The organism is Martelella sp. AMO21009 (assembly GCF_053484295.1).
This window is the reverse complement of the sequence record NZ_JBAKFR010000044.1, coordinates 16,180-33,785: the sequence shown is the minus strand read 5'-3', so window position 1 is coordinate 33,785 and position 17,606 is coordinate 16,180. Positions and strand designations below refer to the sequence as shown.

Below are 17,606 nucleotides of genomic sequence, written 5' to 3'. Positions count from 1 at the left end.
ACTTCGTCTCCCACCCCATCCCAACCTCCCAGATTGCAATCCGAGAAGTGTCAGGCATGTCTCCGAACATCTGTCAGGTATGTATCAAGGCCGTACATCAAGCCCGAGGATGACACAGGATAGGTAAGCGGATTTATCAAAAAAAGCTGAAGGCGGCCCCGAGAGCCGCCTTTCATATTGCACTCCTGAAGAAGGATGCAGACCGTTCAGCGGGCGATGCCGACCCTGACGGCGGTGTTCGGGCCGGCCGTGGCGGGCACCGGCAGGTTGTCGGCGCGGAACAGGAACTGGGTCGACATGCCTTCCGCGGGCAGCGTGACTTCCTGCTGGATCACCTGATCGTAAAGCGCGACATCGCCATCGACCACCTCGACGCGGACCGGGACCTGATAGGTGCCCGATCTTGCCTTCGGGCCGCCGACGAGGCGGCCGGCGATCGAGATCGTCTCAAGCAGTTGGTTGCCGCCGGGCGCGGCCGCGCAGGTGCGGCTGAACTCGCCGAGCGAGACCTGGTAGGCAAGATTTTCCGGCGCCTCGGAATTGGCCGGCGAGTAGACGCGTTTGAAAGCAACCTCGTCATCGAGCATCACCTTCGGGCAGAGCTTCGTCAAGGCGGTCAGGTTGATGCCGGGGGTAACCGGGCGGGCGGGCGCGGGCTCCGGCTCGGGCTGGGCCGTCGAGCAGGCCGCCAGTCCCGAAATTGCAAGAACAGCTGCCACGCGGCGGGTAGTGCGAAATGACACGGCGAAACTTCCTTTCCTCTCTCAAGGGCTTTTCAAGCACTCGGGCTTTGCTTTATATCAGCGCCAACACAGATTGTCTGGTCGACCGCCCCCTCGTCTCCATTAGAACGGTCTTAACAGGTAAAGCCTGCCACAAGCTAGACAATTTCCATATTCTGGCAAGCACAAAGGGGCTTTGCGTGGACTATATTTCTACCCGTGGCGAGGCGCCCGTCCTCGGTTTTTCAGATGCGGTTCTGGCCGGCCTCGCGAAGGATGGCGGGCTCTATCTGCCGCGCGAATGGCCGTTCCTGCCGACCGACAGTATCCGCGCGCTGCGCGGCAAGACCTATCAGGAAATCGCCTTTGCGATCATCAAGCCGTTCATCGATGGCGAGATCGCCGATGACGAGTTGAAGGCGATGATCGACGACGCCTACGCCACCTTCCGCCACGAGGCGGTCGTGCCGGTGGTTCAGAGCGGCGCGAACAGGTTCACGCTGGAGCTGTTCCACGGCTCTACCCTCGCCTTCAAGGACGTTGCCATGCAGTTGCTGGCCCGGCTGATGGATCACGTGCTGGCAAAACGCGGCCAGCGCGCCACGATCGTCGGCGCGACCTCGGGCGATACCGGCGGCGCTGCGATTGATGCGTTTTCGGCAAGCACCCGCACCGACATCTTCATTCTGTTCCCGCACGGCAAGGTGTCGCCGGTTCAGCAGCGGCAGATGACCACGCTCGGCGCCGACAATGTCCACGCCATCGCCGTAGAAGGACATTTCGACGACTGCCAGAACCTCGTCAAGGCGATGTTCGCCGATGGCGGTTTCCGCGACGAGGTGAAGCTTTCCGGGGTCAACTCGATCAACTGGGCGCGGATCATGGCGCAGGTGGTCTATTATTTCACCGCCGGCATCGCGCTCGGCGCGCCCGATCGCGAAATCGACTTCACAGTGCCGACCGGCAATTTCGGCGACATCTTCGCCGGCTACGTCGCGATGAAGATGGGACTTCCCGTCGGCCGGCTGGTGATCGCCACCAATGAAAACGACATCCTCGCCCGCGCGCTGGAGACCGGCCGCTATGAGATGCGCGGCGTCGAGGCCACCACCTCGCCGTCGATGGATATCCAGATATCCTCCAATTTCGAGCGTCTTCTGTTCGAGGCAAGCGGCCGCGACAGCGCCTATGTGCGCCGCGCCATGGCCGGGCTCAAGCAATCCGGCGCGTTCGATATCGAGGAGAAGACACTCGCCGAAATCCGCGCCCTGTTTGCCGCCGGCAGAACCGATCAGGCGGGCGCTGCCGCCGAGATCGCGCGCTCGCTCAAGGACACCGGCGTTCTGATCGACCCCCACACCGCCGTCGCCGTCGCCGTCGCAAGAAAGCACGAGCGCAGGGAAAACCCGATGGTGGTGCTGTCGACCGCCCACCCCGCCAAATTCCCGGACGCAGTAAAATCGGCAAGCGGTATTGACCCGGCGCTTCCCGCATGGCTTGCTGGTCTGATGGATAAGGAGGAGCGTTTCAGTGTCCTCTCTCCCGACCTGGATGCCCTCGAGGCCTATATTCGTTCAGGCATCCAAAAAGGTTGAGCACTGACCAAAACGAAAGCAGGACCGCATGACCGTAGAGTACACCCGGCTTTCCTCCGGGTTGACCGTCGTTACCCAGAACATGCCGCATATCGAAAGCGTTGCGATCGGAACCTGGATCAAGTCTGGTTCTCGCAATGAACTCATAAACGAGCATGGCATCGCCCACCTTCTGGAACACATGGCCTTCAAGGGCACCAAGCGCCGCACCGCCCGCCAGATCGCGGAGGAGATCGAAAATGTCGGCGGCGAGGTCAATGCCGCGACTTCCACCGAAACGACCTCCTATTATGCGCGCGTGCTGAAAGATCACGTTCCGCTGGCCGTCGATATCCTGGCCGATATCCTCACCGGTTCCGCCTTCGACGAGGAAGAGCTGGCGCGCGAGAAGAACGTGATCATGCAGGAGATCGGCGCCGCCAACGACATTCCCGATGACGTGGTGTTCGACAATTTCGCCGGCGCGGCCTTTCGCGACCAGACCATCGGCCGTCCGATCCTCGGCACGCCGGAGACCGTGATGGCGTTCACGCCGGACGATATCCGCCGCTATCTCGCCCGCAACTATACGACCGACCGGATTTTCATCGTCGCCACCGGCGCGGTCGACCACCAGGCCTTCGCCCGCATGGTGGAGGAGCGCTTTGCGTCCCTTCCGCGAAAACCGGAAACGCCGCCGCAGATGGAGGCCGCGATCTACACCGGCGGCGAGGTGCGCGAGAGCCGCACGCTGTCCGATGCGCAGATCATTCTCGGCTTCGAGGGCCCGGCCTATCACGCGCAGGATTTCTACTGCTCGCAGATCCTCGCCAATATTCTCGGCGGCGGCATGTCGTCGCGCCTGTTTCAGGAAGTGCGCGAGATCCGGGGCCTGTGCTACTCGGTCTATGCGTTCCACTGGGGCTTCTCGGATTCCGGCGTGTTCGCCGTCCACGCGGCAACCGGCGGCGAGCAGTTGCCCGAACTCATGCCCGTGATCGTGAACGAACTGCAGCGCGCGGCCGATCATTTCGACGAAAGCGAGATCGAGCGCGCACGCCAGCAGATCCGCGCCCAGCTGCTGATGGGTCAGGAGAGCGCAGCCGCCCGCGCCGGACAGATCGCCCGCCAGGTGATGCTGTGGGGCAGGCCGATCCCCAACGAGGAAATGATGCTGCGCATCGAAAACATCACGCCGCGCCGTCTGACCGACCTCGCCGGCCGCTCCTTCTACGACGCGCCGCCGACGTTGTCGGCAATCGGGCCGCTGGACCAGCTTGGCGGGATCGAGGACATCGCCGGCAGCCTCAGCTTCAACCACAAGCAGGCGGTGAATGCTGCCGGGTAGACCAGACGGGCACGCTGCCCGTCGCGCCGTTAAAACCGCCCCGCCTTCGGCTGCGCCACGGGGCCGTCCCGCGCGCGAGTCCGGCGGCTCCGGCAGCCGGTTGGCGGAGTAGCGGGCGTGGCTGCGTTGCTGATTTCGTCCCGCGCGCGACGGCGCCATCGGTTCGCCATACAATCCGCCGACCATCTGCTGCGGCTGCCGCGGATGGCCGATTTCGAGGAGTGGAAAGCGCTTAGAACCCGCAGCCGCGCCTTTCTGCAGCCGTGGGAGCCGGTCTGGAGCGCCGCCGACATGACCCGGCGCGGATTTCGCAAGCGCATCGCCCGCGTCAATCTCGAATTCGAGTCGGGCTCGGGCATCCAGCTTTTCATCTTTGCCAGAAACCCCGACAGGCTGGTCGGCGGCATCACGATCGGGCTGATCCGGCGCGGCGTGGCGCAGATGTGCATGCTTGGATACTGGATGGGCGAGGAATATGCCGGCAAGGGTCATATGTTCGCCGCACTTCAACTCGTAATTCGCTATATCTTCGAGGAGTTGAGGTTGCACCGGATTGAGGCGGCCTGTATCCCCACCAATATGCGCAGCGCGTCGCTGTTGCAAAAAGCCGGCTTCACCAAGGAGGGGTACTTGCAAAAATATCTGCGCATCAACGGCGAATGGCAGGATCATCTTCTCTTTGCCCTGCTCAAAGACGACTACGACCGCAAAGGGAATTAAAGACCGCTGATGCCAATGTCCCCCCTCACCGGCTGGCTCTGCCGTAACCTTCTGGCGCTGTTTGGCGCGATCGTCGTGATGATCGCTGTGGCCGCGCCGGCCCTGGCGCTCGAACCGGTGGAAGTGTCGCGCGGCGATGTCGCCATCGACCTGACCTCGCAGGTCGAGCTCTATCCCAATGAGGGCGAGACCTTCCAGATTTCCACGGTGCCCGACCCGAACGGCATAAGACGTCGCATCGAGGTCCGCTCCACCGGCGACAGCCACTCCGGCGACTGGGCGGTGTTTTCGCTTGCCAATATTTCCGACGAGCAGCTCGACCGGCTGATCGTCGCGCCGCATTTCCGTCTCGTCGGCTCTGGCCTGTTCTGGCCCGATCTCGGCTCGTCGCGGATCGAGGCGATCACGCCGAGCGAGGGCTTCGCGCTCAACCGCGTCAACAGCGACGATGCGGACGTGTTTTCGATCACGCTCAATCCGGGATCGGTGATCACCTTCGTGGCGGAGCTCAACACCGCCGAACTGCCGCAGCTCTACATGTGGGAGCCCGAGGCCTACAAGGACACCGAAAACGCCTTCACGCTCTATCACGGCATCGTGCTCGGCATTGCGGGCCTGCTGGCGGTGTTTTTGAGCATCCTGTTCGTGGTCAAGGGAACGTCGGTGTTGCCGGCAACGGCGATGCTGGCATGGTCGGTGCTGCTCTATGTCGCGATCGATTTCAATTTCCTGAACCAGATCATACCGTTGTCGGCGTCTGATCAACGCATATGGCGGGCAAGCGCCGATGTCGCGATCGCGTTTTCGCTGGTGGTGTTCCTGTTCACCTATCTCAATCTGGCGCGCTGGCATGCCCAGCTCGGCTATGGCACGGCCGCCTGGGGCGTACTGTTGATGGCGCTGTTCGGGGTGGCGCTGTTCGACCCGTCGGCGGCCGCCGGCATCGCGCGGCTCTCGTTTGCCGCAACCGTGCTTGCCGGCATCGTGCTGATGTTCTACCTGAGCTTCCGGCGCTATGACCGCGCAATCCTGCTGATGCCAGCCTGGGCGCTGATCGTCGCCTGGCTGTTTGCCGGCTATATGGCTGTGACCGGCCGGATCGACAACGACATCATTCAGCCGGCGCTTGACGGCGGCATGGTTCTGATCGTGCTGCTGCTCGGCTTCACCGTGATCCAGCACGCCTTTGCCGGCGGGGTTTACCAGCCGGGCCTGTTTTCCGATCTGGAGCGTCAGGCGCTGGCCTTCCTCGGCACCGACGCAACTGTATGGGACTGGGATGTCGGCCGCGACCGGATCGTCACAGAGCCCGATTTCGCGCCCAAGCTTGGCCTTGCGCCCGGCGCGCTGAACGGCCCGGCGCGGACATGGCTGCAATATCTCCACCCCGCCGACCGCGACCGGTTCCGCTCCACCCTCGACCTGTTCCTTGAATGGCGGCGCGGCCGGCTGAAGCTCGAATTCCGCGTGCGCGCCAATGACGGGCATTATCATTTCATGACCATTCGCGCCCGGCCGGTGCTGAGTTCGGATGGCGAGGTGATCCGCTGTGTCGGCACGCTGAACGACCAGACGGACCACAAGGTCTCCACCCAGCGCCTGCTGCAGGACGCCGTGATCGACAATCTCACCGGCCTGCCGAACCACACCATCCTCGCCGACCGGCTGCAATCGCTGATCGCATTGTCGCGCACGGCGCCGCATCTTCACCCGACGCTGATCGTGGCGGATATCGACCGGTTCAAGGAGATCAACGAGACGCTGGGCTTTGCCGCCGGCGACAACATCCTGATCGCGCTGACGCGCCGCATCCAGCGGCTGCTGAAGCCGGAGGATACGCTGTCCAGGATCTGGGGCAGCAGCTTCGCCATCATCCTGCAATCCCACAATGACCCGGACGCCATCGCCGAATTCACCGATGCCCTGACCGCCGCGATCGATGTCCCGATCACGTTCGAGAACCGCGAGATCGCGCTCACGGCGGCGATCGGCATCGCGTCATGGCACGACGACCATGAAACCGCCGAGGCGTTTCTCGAGGATGCCCGGCTGGCGATGCTGCGCGCCAAGCGCATGGGCGGCAACACGGTCGAGACCTATCGTCCGGCGCTCAGAATGCTCGATGACGAGCGCAAGCAGTTGCAAGGCGACCTTGGCCGCGCGATCGACCGTCAGGAAATGACGGTGCTCTACCAGCCGATCGTGAAGTTCGACGGGCAGAAGCTTGCGGGCTTCAAATGCTCGCTGAACTGGAAGCATCCCCAGCGCGGCGATGTCTCCGCCGGCGAGATTTTCGAGCTGAGCCGGGAGAGCGGCCGCTCGGCGGAGCTCATCCTCTACACCGTCCGTCAGGCCGCTAACGATCTTGCGGCATGGCAGCAATCCGTCGCCAATGCCCGCCCGTTTGTGATGGTCGAGCTGAGCTGCAACGAGATGCTGAAAACCAGCACACTGATCGAGCTGGAAAGCATTGTGCGGGAATCGGAAGTCGCGCCGCGCCAGATCGTGTTCTCCATTCCGGAGGATATCGTGCAGGAAGCGCCCGAGCAGGCGAAGCTCGCCCTGCAGTATCTGCGCACCATCGGCGCGGGCGTTACCCTGTCGGGCTTCGGCAACGGCCACGGCTCGCTGACGCTGTTGAAGAGTTTCCGTTTCGATGCGACCTATGTCGACGGCGCTATCTTCAAGTACAATCAGGAACCGCAGGCGGAGATCGTCAAGGCCTTCAGCGAACTGGCCGAGCGCCTCGGCACGGCCATCGGGATCAGCGACCTCGACAATGAGGCCGATGCCACAGCCTTTGCCGAAGCCGGCTGCACCTATGCAACCGGCCCGATTTACGGTCCCGCCGTCGTCTCATCCACCGCGATCCGTCTTGTGCGCGAGAACGGAGCAAGCTGAACCGGCAAGGTCCGCCCCGCGCCCGCGAAAGCGGGGGCATGGCCCTGCCAGGCGCGGCTCAGCGTTACGCCGCCGCTTTTCCGGCCTTGGGGCCGTTCAGCATGGTGACGATGTAATCGATCTTGGCGACGATTTCCGGGGTGAGCACGAAGGGATAGAAATCCTGCTGACCCATTGACTTGTGGATCGCATTCATCGCGATCGTCAGGGGAATCCAGGCTTCCGCCAGACGTTTGCCGCTGACGCATTTATAGGGGTCACCGAGCGGTTCGAGCCGGGCGTCATCCACCGCAAGTCCAAAGGCGCGCGCGGTTTCCAGCGTGTCGACGATATGGAGCGCATGGGCGAAGCTCTCGGCGAAATCCTCCCACGGGTGCGTCGCCGCATAGGCGCTGACGTGGTGCTCTGGCCAGTCCGGCGGCGGGCCGTTCTCATAGTGACGCTGGAGCGCCGCCTGATAGTCCTCGCGCTCATCGCCGAACACCTTGCGGAAGCTCTCCAGCCGTCCGTCATCGCGCACCAGCCTGTCCCAGACATAATGCCCGACCTCGTGGCGGAAATGGCCAAGCATGGTGCGATAGGGCTCGTTCATCTGGTCGCGGATGATCTCGCGGGTCACGTCGTCGGCCTCGGCCGCGCGGAGTGAAATCAAGCCGTCCTCGTGGCCGGTCATCGCCGGCGTGACAGAGCCGTCAGCCTCCACGGTGTCTTCAAGGAAATCGAACACCAGCCCGTTTTGCGGGTCCTGCTTGCGCGTCGGCGTTTCCACGCCCCAGCGCAGCAGCGAATAGAAGAGATGCCGCTGGGCAGCGCCGATGCGCTTGAAACGGTTGAGCCCGATCTCGGTGCTGGTGTCCGGTATCAGGTTGTTGTGCCGGCAGGCCAGGCAGAAGGTTTCGTCATCGTCCTCGTCCACCAGCCAGTTGCACACGCCGATCCCGGTGTTCTCGCAAAGCCGGAAACGGCGGCTCTCATCATCCGCCTTGTGCCAGACCTCTCCCTCGCCCTGCCTGATGGAATAGAGGGCGATATCATCCGGCGCAAAGCCCAGCCGATGGCCGCAAGCGACGCAGGTATCGTTATCGAAATAAACGGTCTGCCCGCAATGATCGCATTCAAAGATCTTCATGGAGGCCTCGCAATTGCATCCGCCATCATTGGCAGACGCCCCTAAACGGGGATCCCGGCCGGATTGTTTCAGGCGTGCCCGATATTGGTGGAAAGCGACGAGGGGCGCACACCCATCGAATACAGCGCGCGTTCATATTTGCTGTCGAGATCGCGATCGAAAACCATGTCCTCGATCGCCGGGCATGTCAGCCAGTCATTGTTGGCGATCTCGCTTTCAAGCTGGCCGGGCGCCCAGCCGGTATAGCCGAGCAGCAGCGTGGCCCGTTCCGGGCCCCTGCCGGCGGCGACCGATTTCAGCACATCGAGCGTGCCCGTCATCGCCATATCGTCGCTGATCGGGATGCTGCCGTCGCCGGAATAATCATAGGAATGCAGCACGAAGCCGCGGCCGGGTTCCACCGGCCCGCCGCACAGCACCGGAAAATCGATCAGGGACGGCATCTCCGGATCGCGCTCTTCCCCGACAAGGTCGAGCTGATGGAGGACTTCGGGAAAGGTCACGGACTGGGAGCGGTTGATGATGAAACCCATCGCTCCCTCGCCGGAATGGGCGCAGATATAGATCACGCTGCGTTCGAACTCGCTCTCGGCAAGCTGCGGCATGGCGATCAGGAACTGGCCGTCGAATGGCCCGCGTTCACGCCCTTTTGCAAAGTTCTCCAACACGTCGATCTCCAGCGAACCGTTTGCGCCGCTTTCAAAATTCATCGTAGGCATGAAACCAAGATGGGGCAAGGTCACGCGATATTCAAATCAAATTGTCCGCAATATCATCGAAGCGCCATATCCCCGCCCCGCCGGCTGCGCTAAAGAGCAAGCATGAGAACACGCCGCATCCTGATCATCGCCGCACTCGCCCTGCCCGCTTTTGCCGGCCTCTCCCATGCCGGACAAACCGAATGGGCCGAAGATGCCGGCGGGCGCATGCGCATGATCATGACGGCGCCCGATGACGACGGCACGATCCGCGCCGCGCTGCAGGTGGAGCCGGCCGAAGGCTTCATCACCTACTGGCGCGAGCCCGGCGAAAGCGGCATCCCCCCGCAGATCACCGTCACCGGCAATGACGACGTGACGCTCGCAGCGATCGCCTATCCGGTGCCCAAGCGCATCGACCTCGCTGGCGTGACCGATATGGGTTATGACGGGCCCGTAACCTTTCCGTTGACCTTCGAGGCCGCGCCGGACACGCATCCGCGGCTGGATGTCAGCGCCTTTATTGGGCTTTGCAAGGACATCTGCATTCCATTCCAGACGACGTTCGAAATTACGCCCTCCGCCTATGCCGACAGCGCGGTCGATGCCGCCATCCTCGCGGTTGCCGAGACCACGCTGCCAGAAGCGCCATCGGCCGATTTCCGCGTCGAACGCGCGGTCAGCACCGGCGAGGCCCTGGAGCTTGCGCTCGCCCTGCCGGAAGCCGAGAACCCCGAAATCACGCTCGCCAGCAGCGGCGGCTTTATCGTCGAGGCGCCCGCTGGCGAAATGAAGGATGGGGTCTACACCATCGCAATACCGCTGGCCTCCCTTCCCGACGGCCGGGATTCCGTCGCGGGCGACTGGTTGCTGCTTGCCAAGGCGGGCAGCCGGGCCATGGAAACGCCGCTTGTGTTTGAAACGGTCTCCCCTTAGGTTTCGTCCCCAGAGGATAAGAGAAGGAGTTTTCCATGTCTGTTTCAAAGGGCGACACGCTGCCCTCCTCCACCCTGCGCGAACTGACCGAAAACGGGCCGGAGCAGGTCTCCACCGACGACGTTTTCAAGGGCCGGCGCGTGGTGCTGTTTGCAGTCCCCGGCGCTTTCACGCCGACCTGCTCGATCAACCATCTGCCGACCTATCTCGAAAACCGCGACGCCATTTTGAGCCGCGGCGTCGATGAGATCGCGGTGGTGGCGGTCAACGATCCGTTCGTCATGGGCGGCTGGGCCAAGGCCACCGGCGGAGAAGGCAAGATTCGCTACCTCTCGGATGCCGACGGCGCATTCACCAAGGCGCTCGGCATGGACATCGACATGTCCGGCCCCGGTCTCGGCCTGCGCTCCAAGCGCTATTCCATGCTGGTCGAGGACGGCAAGGTGAAGGAGCTGAATGTCGAGGACAATCCCGGCGAGGCCACAGTTTCCGCGGCGGCGACCATTCTCGGCCAACTCTGAGCGCGCACTTTTGCGCAGACGCCATTGAAGAAAAAACGGAAGCCGGCCGGGATATCCGACCGGCTTCTTTCATGCCCGGACGCAACACTTGGCAGGAAGCGCCCGCGACATTACCACGTCAGGCTTGGCGGAGCCGCAAGCCGCGATCCGGCAGGCACGTTGGTCTCGATGCCGTACGAAACAACTCTATAGACAATACAATGCAATTTTTAAGTCGAATCCATTTTTATTAATTAATATTAATTGTATAACAGAGCCTGTTCCGAATAATAAACCATTCCATATTCTTCATCGGCTCTGGTAAGCTGCCCGAACGGAGGGTCCGAATGCAACGCGTTGCCAGCAGAACCGTCCGGCGGACGGCGACGGCGGTTCTCGCCGTGGCCTTTATCGTGTCCACGCCGTTCGTGGTGCCGAACGGCATCGAATCCGTGAAGCTGCTTGCGCTCAGCAATGACCCGGTCAAGCTGACGGATTATCGGCTGGAGCAGCTCACGCCCGCCGACTACGACCGCGCCATCCGCGAGGCGCTTGGGAGCGACGACCCGGATCTCGCCGAAAGCGTCATCACCCTTGCCGACAGCCGCGGCGTGCGCATCGACGGCGCCGAGCGCGAACGCGTCGAGATCGCCGTCTCGGAGGCCGGCAGCCTCGGCAACCAGATCTACGAGTTGTGGGACGGCGCGCTGACCGGCAAGCCGGACAGCGCCGTCGGACTGGTGGGCGCGATCGCCACCGATGTCACGACGGTCGGCGATGTCCGCGACATCATCATCGAGGGCGGGTCCTATCTGCAGGGCGAGGACTATGATCCGCTGATCCTCGGCCTGTCGGTGGCGGGCCTTGCGATCACCGGCGCGGTGGTGCTGTCCGGCGGCTCGGCGTCATCGGCCAAGATCGGCACGAGCACGCTGAAGGCCGCGGGCAAGGCTGGCGCGATCGCCACGCCGCTCCGCCGTTCCTTTACCCGGCTTTCCGGAGAGGTCGTCAGCGGCCCGGCGCTGCGCAAAAGCCTGCCGCTGCTCAAGCGCGGCAATGTACCGGCGGCACGGCGGGCGCTGACAAGCTCGCTCGACGTCAAACCGCTGGTGAAGATGCAGGACGCGGCCATGGAGGTCGGCACGGTGATGACCAAGAACGGCTTCAAGGCCGGCACGGACATGCTGAAAGTGGCGGATACGCCGGCCGACCTGACCAAGCTCGGCAAGCTCTCGACCCGCTTCGGCAAGCGCTTCCGCGCCATCGTCTTTATGCTGGGCTCCGGCGCCATCTCACTCGCCGGGTATTTGCTCATCGCGGCAAGCTGGACGGCGACTTTCGCGATGTGGCTCCTGGGCGCGGCCTATTTCAGCTATCGCGCCCTCAGGGTCGGCTGGCGGTTTCTGTTCTATCCGGCCGGACGAATGCTTGTCCGGCTCTGGGCTTGAGCGAGCTCAAACCGCCATATCGAAGACGAGGATGCCGGAAATGCCGCCGGCCGCGGCGGCGACGAGTTTCTCGCTGACCACTGTGTGATCGGGGTGATCGAGATAGGCATCGCGCGCGGCCGAATCTTCGAAGGTCACGATGAAGCCGTCGCCATAGCCGCTGTCGAGCCCCTCCGGCGAGACATTCGCGCCGGACTTGAAATCCACGATGCCGGGGATGACGCGCTTCAGCCCGGCGATCTCATCGTAGAGCGCCTGCTTTTCCTCGGCCCCGGCTTCCTGTCGAAATCGAATGAATACGCAATGCATGATCATGATGTTTTCCGAAGCGCCTCAGCGCCCTGGCCCCTTTTTGAACGGTTCCATCCCCTGACGCGCCAATTCGTCGGCGCGCTCATTCTCTTCGTGGCCGGCATGGCCCTTCACCCAATGTAGAGTGACATCGTGCCTGTTGCGCTCGGCTTCAAGAGCCTGCCACAATTCGGCGTTCTTGACGGGCTTCTTCGCGGCGGTTTTCCAGCCGTTCTTCTTCCAGCCGTGAATCCATTTCGAAATGCCGTCCTTGACGTATACGCTATCGGTATAAAGCGCCACGGTGCAAGGCTCCTTCAGCGCCTTCAGGGCCTCGATCGCCGCCATCAGCTCCATGCGGTTGTTGGTGGTCAGCTTCTCGCCACCGCAAAGATCGCGTTCCTTGTCGCCATAGCGCAGCACCGCGCCCCAGCCGCCGGGGCCGGGATTGCCGGAGCAGGCCCCGTCGGTGAAAATCTCAACTGTCTTCTTCAAACCTGTTCCAGTCCGTATTCGCTGGCCGTTGCCACAGAACGATGAAAGCGCAGATAGCGCAGATATTCGAGCGGGTCCTTCTTGACCACCAGCGCGCCCGCCGGCGTGTTCAGCCAGTCGTAAAGCCGGGTGAGGAAGAAGCGCAGCGCCGAGCCGCGGCACAGCAGCGGCAGCGCCTCGATCTCGTCCTCACCAAGCGGCCGCACGCTCTGATAGCCCTCGATCAGCGCCCGCGCCTTGGTGACGTTGAAGGCGCCGTCCTTCTCGAAGCACCAGGCATTGAGGCAGATCGAAAGGTCATAGGCGAGGAAGTCATTGCAGGCGAAGTAGAAGTCGATGAGGCCGGAAAGCTTGTCGCCGATGAAGAACACGTTGTCGGGGAACAGATCGGCATGGATGACGCCCTCCGGCAGGTCTACCGGCCAGCGATCCTCCAGCGTCGCGAGTTCCATGGTGATCTCGCTTTCCAGCCCCTTCTGGACCTCGTCGGCGCGGGCGGCGGACTTGTCCCACAGATCGACCCACCCCTTGAGCGCCAGCGCGTTTCTGCGCGTCAGTTCGAAATCCTGCCCGGCGATATGCATGCGGGCGAGCGCGACGCCCAGTTCCCGGCAATGGGGCGCGGCGGGCTTTCTGAGCCACATGCCTTCCAGAAACGAAATCAGCGCCGCCGGTCGGCCGCAGAGCCGACCATAGGGCGCACCGTCATGACGAGCGAGCGGCAGCGGGCAGGACAGGCCGCGATCGGCCAGATGCTGCATCAGCCCGAGATAGAAGGGCAGATCGCCCTCATCCACGCGCTTTTCATAGAGCGTCAGGATCAGCGGGAATTTCTCAGTGTGAAGCAGGAAATTGGAGTTCTCGACGCCCTCCGCGATGCCGCGATAGGACAGGAGTTCGCCGACGTCATAGGCTTTCAGAAACTGCCGGAGATCGTCTTCATTGATATCGGTATAGACGGCCAAGTGCTTATCGTCCGTTGACGAAGGCCATGTCCTCGACGGTCAGTTCGACATCGCGGAGTTGGCGGTTGACGAGGAAATGTTCGTTCTCGACCGTGGTTTCGGCAAGCTCGATCGTGGTGTCGAAGCGCGCACGAAACGCCTCGATGATCTCGTTCACCACGACCTCCGGGGCCGAAGCTCCGGCGGAAAGCCCAAGCGTGCCGATCGGGCCGATCACATCGAAATCGAGTTCGGCGGCGCGCTGGACGAGGATCGCCTCCTTCGCCCCTGCCCTTTTCGCCACTTCCACGAGACGCCGGGAATTGGACGAATTCGGCGCGCCGACGATGATGAAGAGGTCGCAGCCCGGCGCTGCCGCCGACACCGATTCCTGGCGGTTGGTGGTGGCATAGCAAATCGAATCGGCAGACGGCGCGGTGAGGTTCGGAAACCGCTCACGCAGTTTGGCGATCACGTCCGCCGTGTCCTGCACCGAGAGCGTGGTCTGGGTCACATAGCCGAGATTGTCCGGATCGGCGGGCTCGTAGCGCTCGGCATCCTCCACCGTTTCCACCAGCGACACCGCGCCCTCCGGCAACTGCCCCATCGTGCCGATCACCTCCGGATGGCCGGCATGGCCGATCAGCACCACGTGGCGGCCGAGCCGCTCATGGCGCATCGCCTGTTTGTGGACCTTGGAAACGAGCGGGCATGTCGCGTCGAGATAGAACAGGTTCCGGCTTTCGGCATCGGCCGGCACGGATTTCGGCACGCCATGGGCGGAAAACACCACCGGCTGCTCGCGATGTTCCGCCGGAATCTCGTCGAGCTCCTCGACGAAAACCGCGCCGCGCGCCTCGAGCCCTTCCACGACGTAGCGGTTATGCACGATCTCGTGACGCACATAGACCGGCGCGCCGTAGCGCTTCAGCGCCAGCACGACGATCTGGATCGCCCGGTCGACGCCGGCGCAAAAGCCGCGCGGGCCGCAAAGGCGAATGGTCAGTGGGGTCATGGTTATCTCGCTCAAATCATTCCGGGCAACTGATACCAATGATGACGGTCCTTTGTCCAATGCGCGTTTGCGCCCGAGGTGGATGGAAGCGCCACAATCGCGATGCCGTCGAGCGTGCGCTGCTGCAGGCCGCAGCTAATCTTGTTGTCGCCGAAATAGATGCGCGCGCCGGTGAGGCTGGTGAACGCGATCAGCTTCGGGCGGAAATGCCGCATCTTCTCCTCGAAGGCAGCGATATCGAAGGCCGACAGGGTCAGCACCTTGTCCATGCCGCTTTCGCTCTGGTTAAGATCGGTAAGGCCGATGCCGTAATCAAGGAGTTTGCGGAAATCGTTCGGCGAAACCTGCTCCGGCGTCAGCCCGATCTCATGAAGCGTACGGTAGAACTTGTTGGAGGGGTTGGCATAGAACGAGCCTGTGCGCGCCGAAATGTGCCCCTTGGCCGTGCCGCAGAACACGATATCGAGGCCCGGCGCGAGCAGGTCAATCATGCTTGCGCCAGCCGCGATACGCCAGCAGGCCGACAATCACCGCCAGCACCGCCGCAAGACCGTACCAGGTGACCGCATATTGCAGGTGATCGTTCGGAAACGAAACCCGGGTCACGCCGCCGACGGGCAACCCGCCCGGATTGGGCGCGGCATCGGCATCGATGAAGAAGGGGACCACCTCACCGGCCGAAAGCCCGGTCGATTGCGCCATCGCGTCGATATCCTTCCAATAGAAGATGTTCTGCGCGATATCGTTCTCGGGCACCGCAAACGAGGGTTTTTCGTCGAGCCGGTCGCGGGCAAGACCGGTCACGGTGACCGTCCCCGTCACCTGTCCTTCGGGCCGGGTCGCCGCATCCTTCATGTCGAACGGCACGAAGCCACGATTGACGAAGATCGCGCGGCCATCGGCCAGCCTGAGCGGCGTGTAGACGTAATAGCCGGACTGGCCCTGATAGGTCGCGAAGAAATGCCGCTCGCGGTCATGCTCGAACCGGCCGGTCACCACTATCGGCCGATATTCGATTTCACTCCGCGGCAGCGCCTCTACCCCGGCGAGCGTGATCGGCGGTGCCTGCAGCTGCTGCTCGACGGAGGCAAGCAGCGCCTCCTTCCAGTGCAGCCGGCGCACCTGCCAGTTGCCGAGCGAGATCAGAGTCACGAAGGCAAGCGCTGCCAGCGCCAGTCCCAACACACGCACAAGCGTCTTCCGTCTAGGCATCGTCATCGCGCTTGATCATGCCCTCAGCGGCGGAGTGGCGGTATTGCAGCACGATCAGCACGCCCTTGAAGGCCCGCAACGCAGCCAGCGAAAGCGCGATCGCAAGCGGCACCCAGATGACGATATGCACCCAGAACGGCGGCGAATAGGTAATCTCGGTCCACAGCACCAACCCGATCACCAGAAAGCCGACGGCCAGCATCACGAAGATCGCCGGCCCGTCACCCGAATCGGCAAAGCCGTAGTCCAGGCCGCAGTTGTCGCATTCCGGCTTCAGGGCCAGAAAGCCATCGAAAAGCCGGCCCTTGCCGCAACGCGGGCAGCGGCCCTTGAGGCCGGAAAGAATGAGCGGAGCGAGCGGATTTTGGTCTGCGGGCATGAATTTGAAAGCCTTCCTGAAGCCGGAAGGCACCTCTTCACTTGATGACGTCGTGCCAGTCGTTGTGGTTGCGCACGCTCAGCGCTTTGAAGAACGGGCAGAGCGGAATGATCTTCCAGCTGCCCTTTCGCGCCTCGGCAACCGCATGTTCGGCCAGAATCTGCCCGATGCCCTTGCCGCGCAGCGCGTCCGGCACGCCGGTATGGTCGATGATGATCAGCCGCTCGGAACTGCGGGAATAGGTCATCTCGGCCTCGTGGCCGTCAACGACCGTGTAATAGCGTCCGCCCGAGCCGGTCTTTTCTTCCTGTACGGTCATGATGCACCCTTCCCAAAAGCCGACCGCCGCCTCTTTGGGCGGCGGAGGGTGATTTCAAATTCAGTGGCCGGTTTCAGCCAGCGGCGCGCCCCATCCGCCCCATATGTAGATGGTGAAGAACAGGAACAGCCAGACCACGTCGACGAAGTGCCAGTACCAAGCGGCCGCCTCGAGGCCGAAATGCCGCTCCGCCGTGAACGAGCCGCGGGCCGCGCGAATCAGACAGACGATCAGGAAGATCGTGCCGACGATCACGTGGAAGCCGTGGAAACCGGTCGCCATGAAGAAGGTGGCGCCATAAATGGAGTTTTTGAAGGCAAACGGCGCCTCGTAATACTCATAGGCCTGAACGCCGGTAAACAGCAGGCCGAGCAACACGGTGAGCGTCAGGCCCTGGAGCAGCCCCCGGCGATCGCCATGGATCAGCGCGTGATGCGCCCAGGTCAGCGTCGTGCCGGAGAGCAGCAGGATGATGGTGTTGTAGAGCGGGAAATGCCAGGGATCGACAACGGCAATGCCTTCTGGCGGCCATGTTCCGCCGGTCGCTTCCACGCGCGCGGCCTGGATCGCCTCGCCGGTGAACAGGCTGGCGTCGAAGAACGCCCAGAACCATGCCACGAAGAACATCACTTCCGAGGCGATGAACATGATCATGCCGTAGCGCAGATGCAGCGAGACGACCGGGGTATGGTGCCCTTCGCGCCCTTCCTTGATCGTGTCCGACCACCATCCGAACATCACATAGATGGTGACCGCGAGACCTATCAGCAGCAGCCAGGGCTGCGCCAGATTGAGGCCGAGAATATTGAACGAACCACCGCTGAGATAGCGCATGTAGCCGACGCCGCCGAAGGCTATCAGAAAGACGCCAATGGAGGCGACCAGCGGCCAGGGGCTTGGGTCGATGATGTGATAATCGTGGTTCTTGTGATGCGCGTCTGCCATTCCTGGTCCCCGTTCCTCTCTCCCTGAAAA

The 17,606-nt window shown here is 62.7% G+C and carries 19 protein-coding genes; 7 read left to right on the top strand and 12 right to left on the bottom strand.

The genetic code is table 11. From position 1 onward, the window contains the following. Positions 1-206 precede the first annotated feature (206 nt). Positions 207-743 carry a hypothetical protein gene (locus V6766_RS24170; RefSeq protein WP_448470806.1) on the bottom strand — a complete coding sequence of 179 codons (537 nt, stop codon included), beginning with the start codon at positions 741-743 and terminating at the stop codon, positions 207-209. 179 nt (positions 744-922) lie between these two features. Here V6766_RS24170 and thrC point away from each other — a divergent pair, with 179 nt between their 5' ends. The 4 genes from thrC (at position 923) to V6766_RS24150 (ending at position 7,265) form a co-directional block, all read left to right on the top strand. Then, positions 923-2,317: a threonine synthase gene (thrC, locus tag V6766_RS24165; RefSeq protein ID WP_448470805.1), complete on the top strand. Its 1,395-nt coding sequence runs from the start codon at positions 923-925 to the stop codon at positions 2,315-2,317. 28 nt (positions 2,318-2,345) lie between these two features. Further along, complete coding sequence (locus tag V6766_RS24160) at positions 2,346-3,644, top strand: M16 family metallopeptidase (RefSeq protein WP_448470804.1); 1,299 nt, start codon at positions 2,346-2,348, stop codon at positions 3,642-3,644. Positions 3,645-3,770: 126 nt separating this feature from the next. Next, entirely contained in the window at positions 3,771-4,364 is a 594-nt protein-coding gene (locus tag V6766_RS24155; protein WP_448470808.1) for a GNAT family N-acetyltransferase, read from the top strand. A 9-nt stretch (positions 4,365-4,373) separates the two neighbouring features. Then, positions 4,374-7,265: an EAL domain-containing protein gene (locus V6766_RS24150; RefSeq protein WP_448470803.1), complete on the top strand. Its 2,892-nt coding sequence runs from the start codon at positions 4,374-4,376 to the stop codon at positions 7,263-7,265. A 64-nt stretch (positions 7,266-7,329) separates the two neighbouring features. On the opposite strand, the gene V6766_RS24145 is transcribed toward V6766_RS24150, so the two are convergent. Both V6766_RS24145 and V6766_RS24140 read right to left on the bottom strand, forming a co-directional pair. Beyond that, positions 7,330-8,394 (bottom strand): zinc-binding metallopeptidase family protein, encoded by a 1,065-nt coding sequence (locus V6766_RS24145; protein WP_448470802.1) that lies wholly within the window; start codon positions 8,392-8,394, stop codon positions 7,330-7,332. A 68-nt stretch (positions 8,395-8,462) separates the two neighbouring features. After that, positions 8,463-9,074 (bottom strand): YqgE/AlgH family protein, encoded by a 612-nt coding sequence (locus V6766_RS24140; protein ID WP_448470807.1) that lies wholly within the window; start codon positions 9,072-9,074, stop codon positions 8,463-8,465. A 141-nt stretch (positions 9,075-9,215) separates the two neighbouring features. Here V6766_RS24140 and V6766_RS24135 point away from each other — a divergent pair, with 141 nt between their 5' ends. The 3 genes from V6766_RS24135 (at position 9,216) to V6766_RS24125 (ending at position 11,976) form a co-directional block, all read left to right on the top strand. Further along, the gene (locus tag V6766_RS24135; protein ID WP_448470801.1) at positions 9,216-10,028 is read left to right on the top strand and encodes a protein-disulfide reductase DsbD domain-containing protein; all 813 of its coding nucleotides are present in this window, start codon (positions 9,216-9,218) and stop codon (positions 10,026-10,028) included. 35 nt (positions 10,029-10,063) lie between these two features. After that, entirely contained in the window at positions 10,064-10,549 is a 486-nt protein-coding gene (locus V6766_RS24130; RefSeq protein WP_448470800.1) for a redoxin family protein, read from the top strand. A gap of 326 nt (positions 10,550-10,875) precedes the next feature. Further along, positions 10,876-11,976 carry a hypothetical protein gene (locus tag V6766_RS24125; protein WP_448470799.1) on the top strand — a complete coding sequence of 367 codons (1,101 nt, stop codon included), beginning with the start codon at positions 10,876-10,878 and terminating at the stop codon, positions 11,974-11,976. A 6-nt stretch (positions 11,977-11,982) separates the two neighbouring features. Here V6766_RS24125 and V6766_RS24120 read toward each other — a convergent pair whose 3' ends face one another. The 9 genes from V6766_RS24120 to V6766_RS24080 are packed head-to-tail and all read right to left on the bottom strand — an operon-like array spanning position 11,983 to position 17,576. Further along, a complete protein-coding gene (locus V6766_RS24120) occupies positions 11,983-12,291 on the bottom strand; it encodes a Dabb family protein (RefSeq protein WP_448429470.1) in 309 nt (102 codons plus the stop codon). Positions 12,292-12,309: 18 nt separating this feature from the next. Beyond that, positions 12,310-12,762, bottom strand: a complete 453-nt coding sequence (gene rnhA / locus V6766_RS24115; protein ID WP_448429472.1) for a ribonuclease HI — start codon at positions 12,760-12,762, stop codon at positions 12,310-12,312. Beyond that, positions 12,759-13,727, bottom strand: coding sequence for a homoserine kinase (locus V6766_RS24110; protein WP_448470798.1), 969 nt, complete (start codon positions 13,725-13,727; stop codon positions 12,759-12,761). The genes rnhA and V6766_RS24110 overlap by 4 nt, the downstream gene beginning before the upstream one ends. A 4-nt stretch (positions 13,728-13,731) precedes the next feature. Continuing rightward, entirely contained in the window at positions 13,732-14,721 is a 990-nt protein-coding gene (gene ispH / locus V6766_RS24105) for a 4-hydroxy-3-methylbut-2-enyl diphosphate reductase (RefSeq protein ID WP_448470797.1), read from the bottom strand. Positions 14,722-14,732: 11 nt separating this feature from the next. Next, on the bottom strand, positions 14,733-15,212 hold the full coding sequence (locus V6766_RS24100) for a mismatch-specific DNA-glycosylase (protein WP_448470796.1): 480 nt from the start codon (positions 15,210-15,212) through the stop codon (positions 14,733-14,735). Then, entirely contained in the window at positions 15,205-15,939 is a 735-nt protein-coding gene (locus tag V6766_RS24095; protein WP_448470795.1) for an SURF1 family protein, read from the bottom strand. Before V6766_RS24095 ends, V6766_RS24100 begins: the two co-directional genes overlap by 8 nt. Continuing rightward, positions 15,926-16,312 carry a DUF983 domain-containing protein gene (locus V6766_RS24090; RefSeq protein WP_448470794.1) on the bottom strand — a complete coding sequence of 129 codons (387 nt, stop codon included), beginning with the start codon at positions 16,310-16,312 and terminating at the stop codon, positions 15,926-15,928. The genes V6766_RS24095 and V6766_RS24090 overlap by 14 nt, the downstream gene beginning before the upstream one ends. A 37-nt stretch (positions 16,313-16,349) precedes the next feature. Continuing rightward, positions 16,350-16,631, bottom strand: coding sequence for a GNAT family N-acetyltransferase (locus V6766_RS24085; protein ID WP_448470793.1), 282 nt, complete (start codon positions 16,629-16,631; stop codon positions 16,350-16,352). A 60-nt stretch (positions 16,632-16,691) separates the two neighbouring features. Next, positions 16,692-17,576, bottom strand: a complete 885-nt coding sequence (locus V6766_RS24080) for a cytochrome c oxidase subunit 3 (protein WP_448470792.1) — start codon at positions 17,574-17,576, stop codon at positions 16,692-16,694. Positions 17,577-17,606 lie beyond the last annotated feature (30 nt).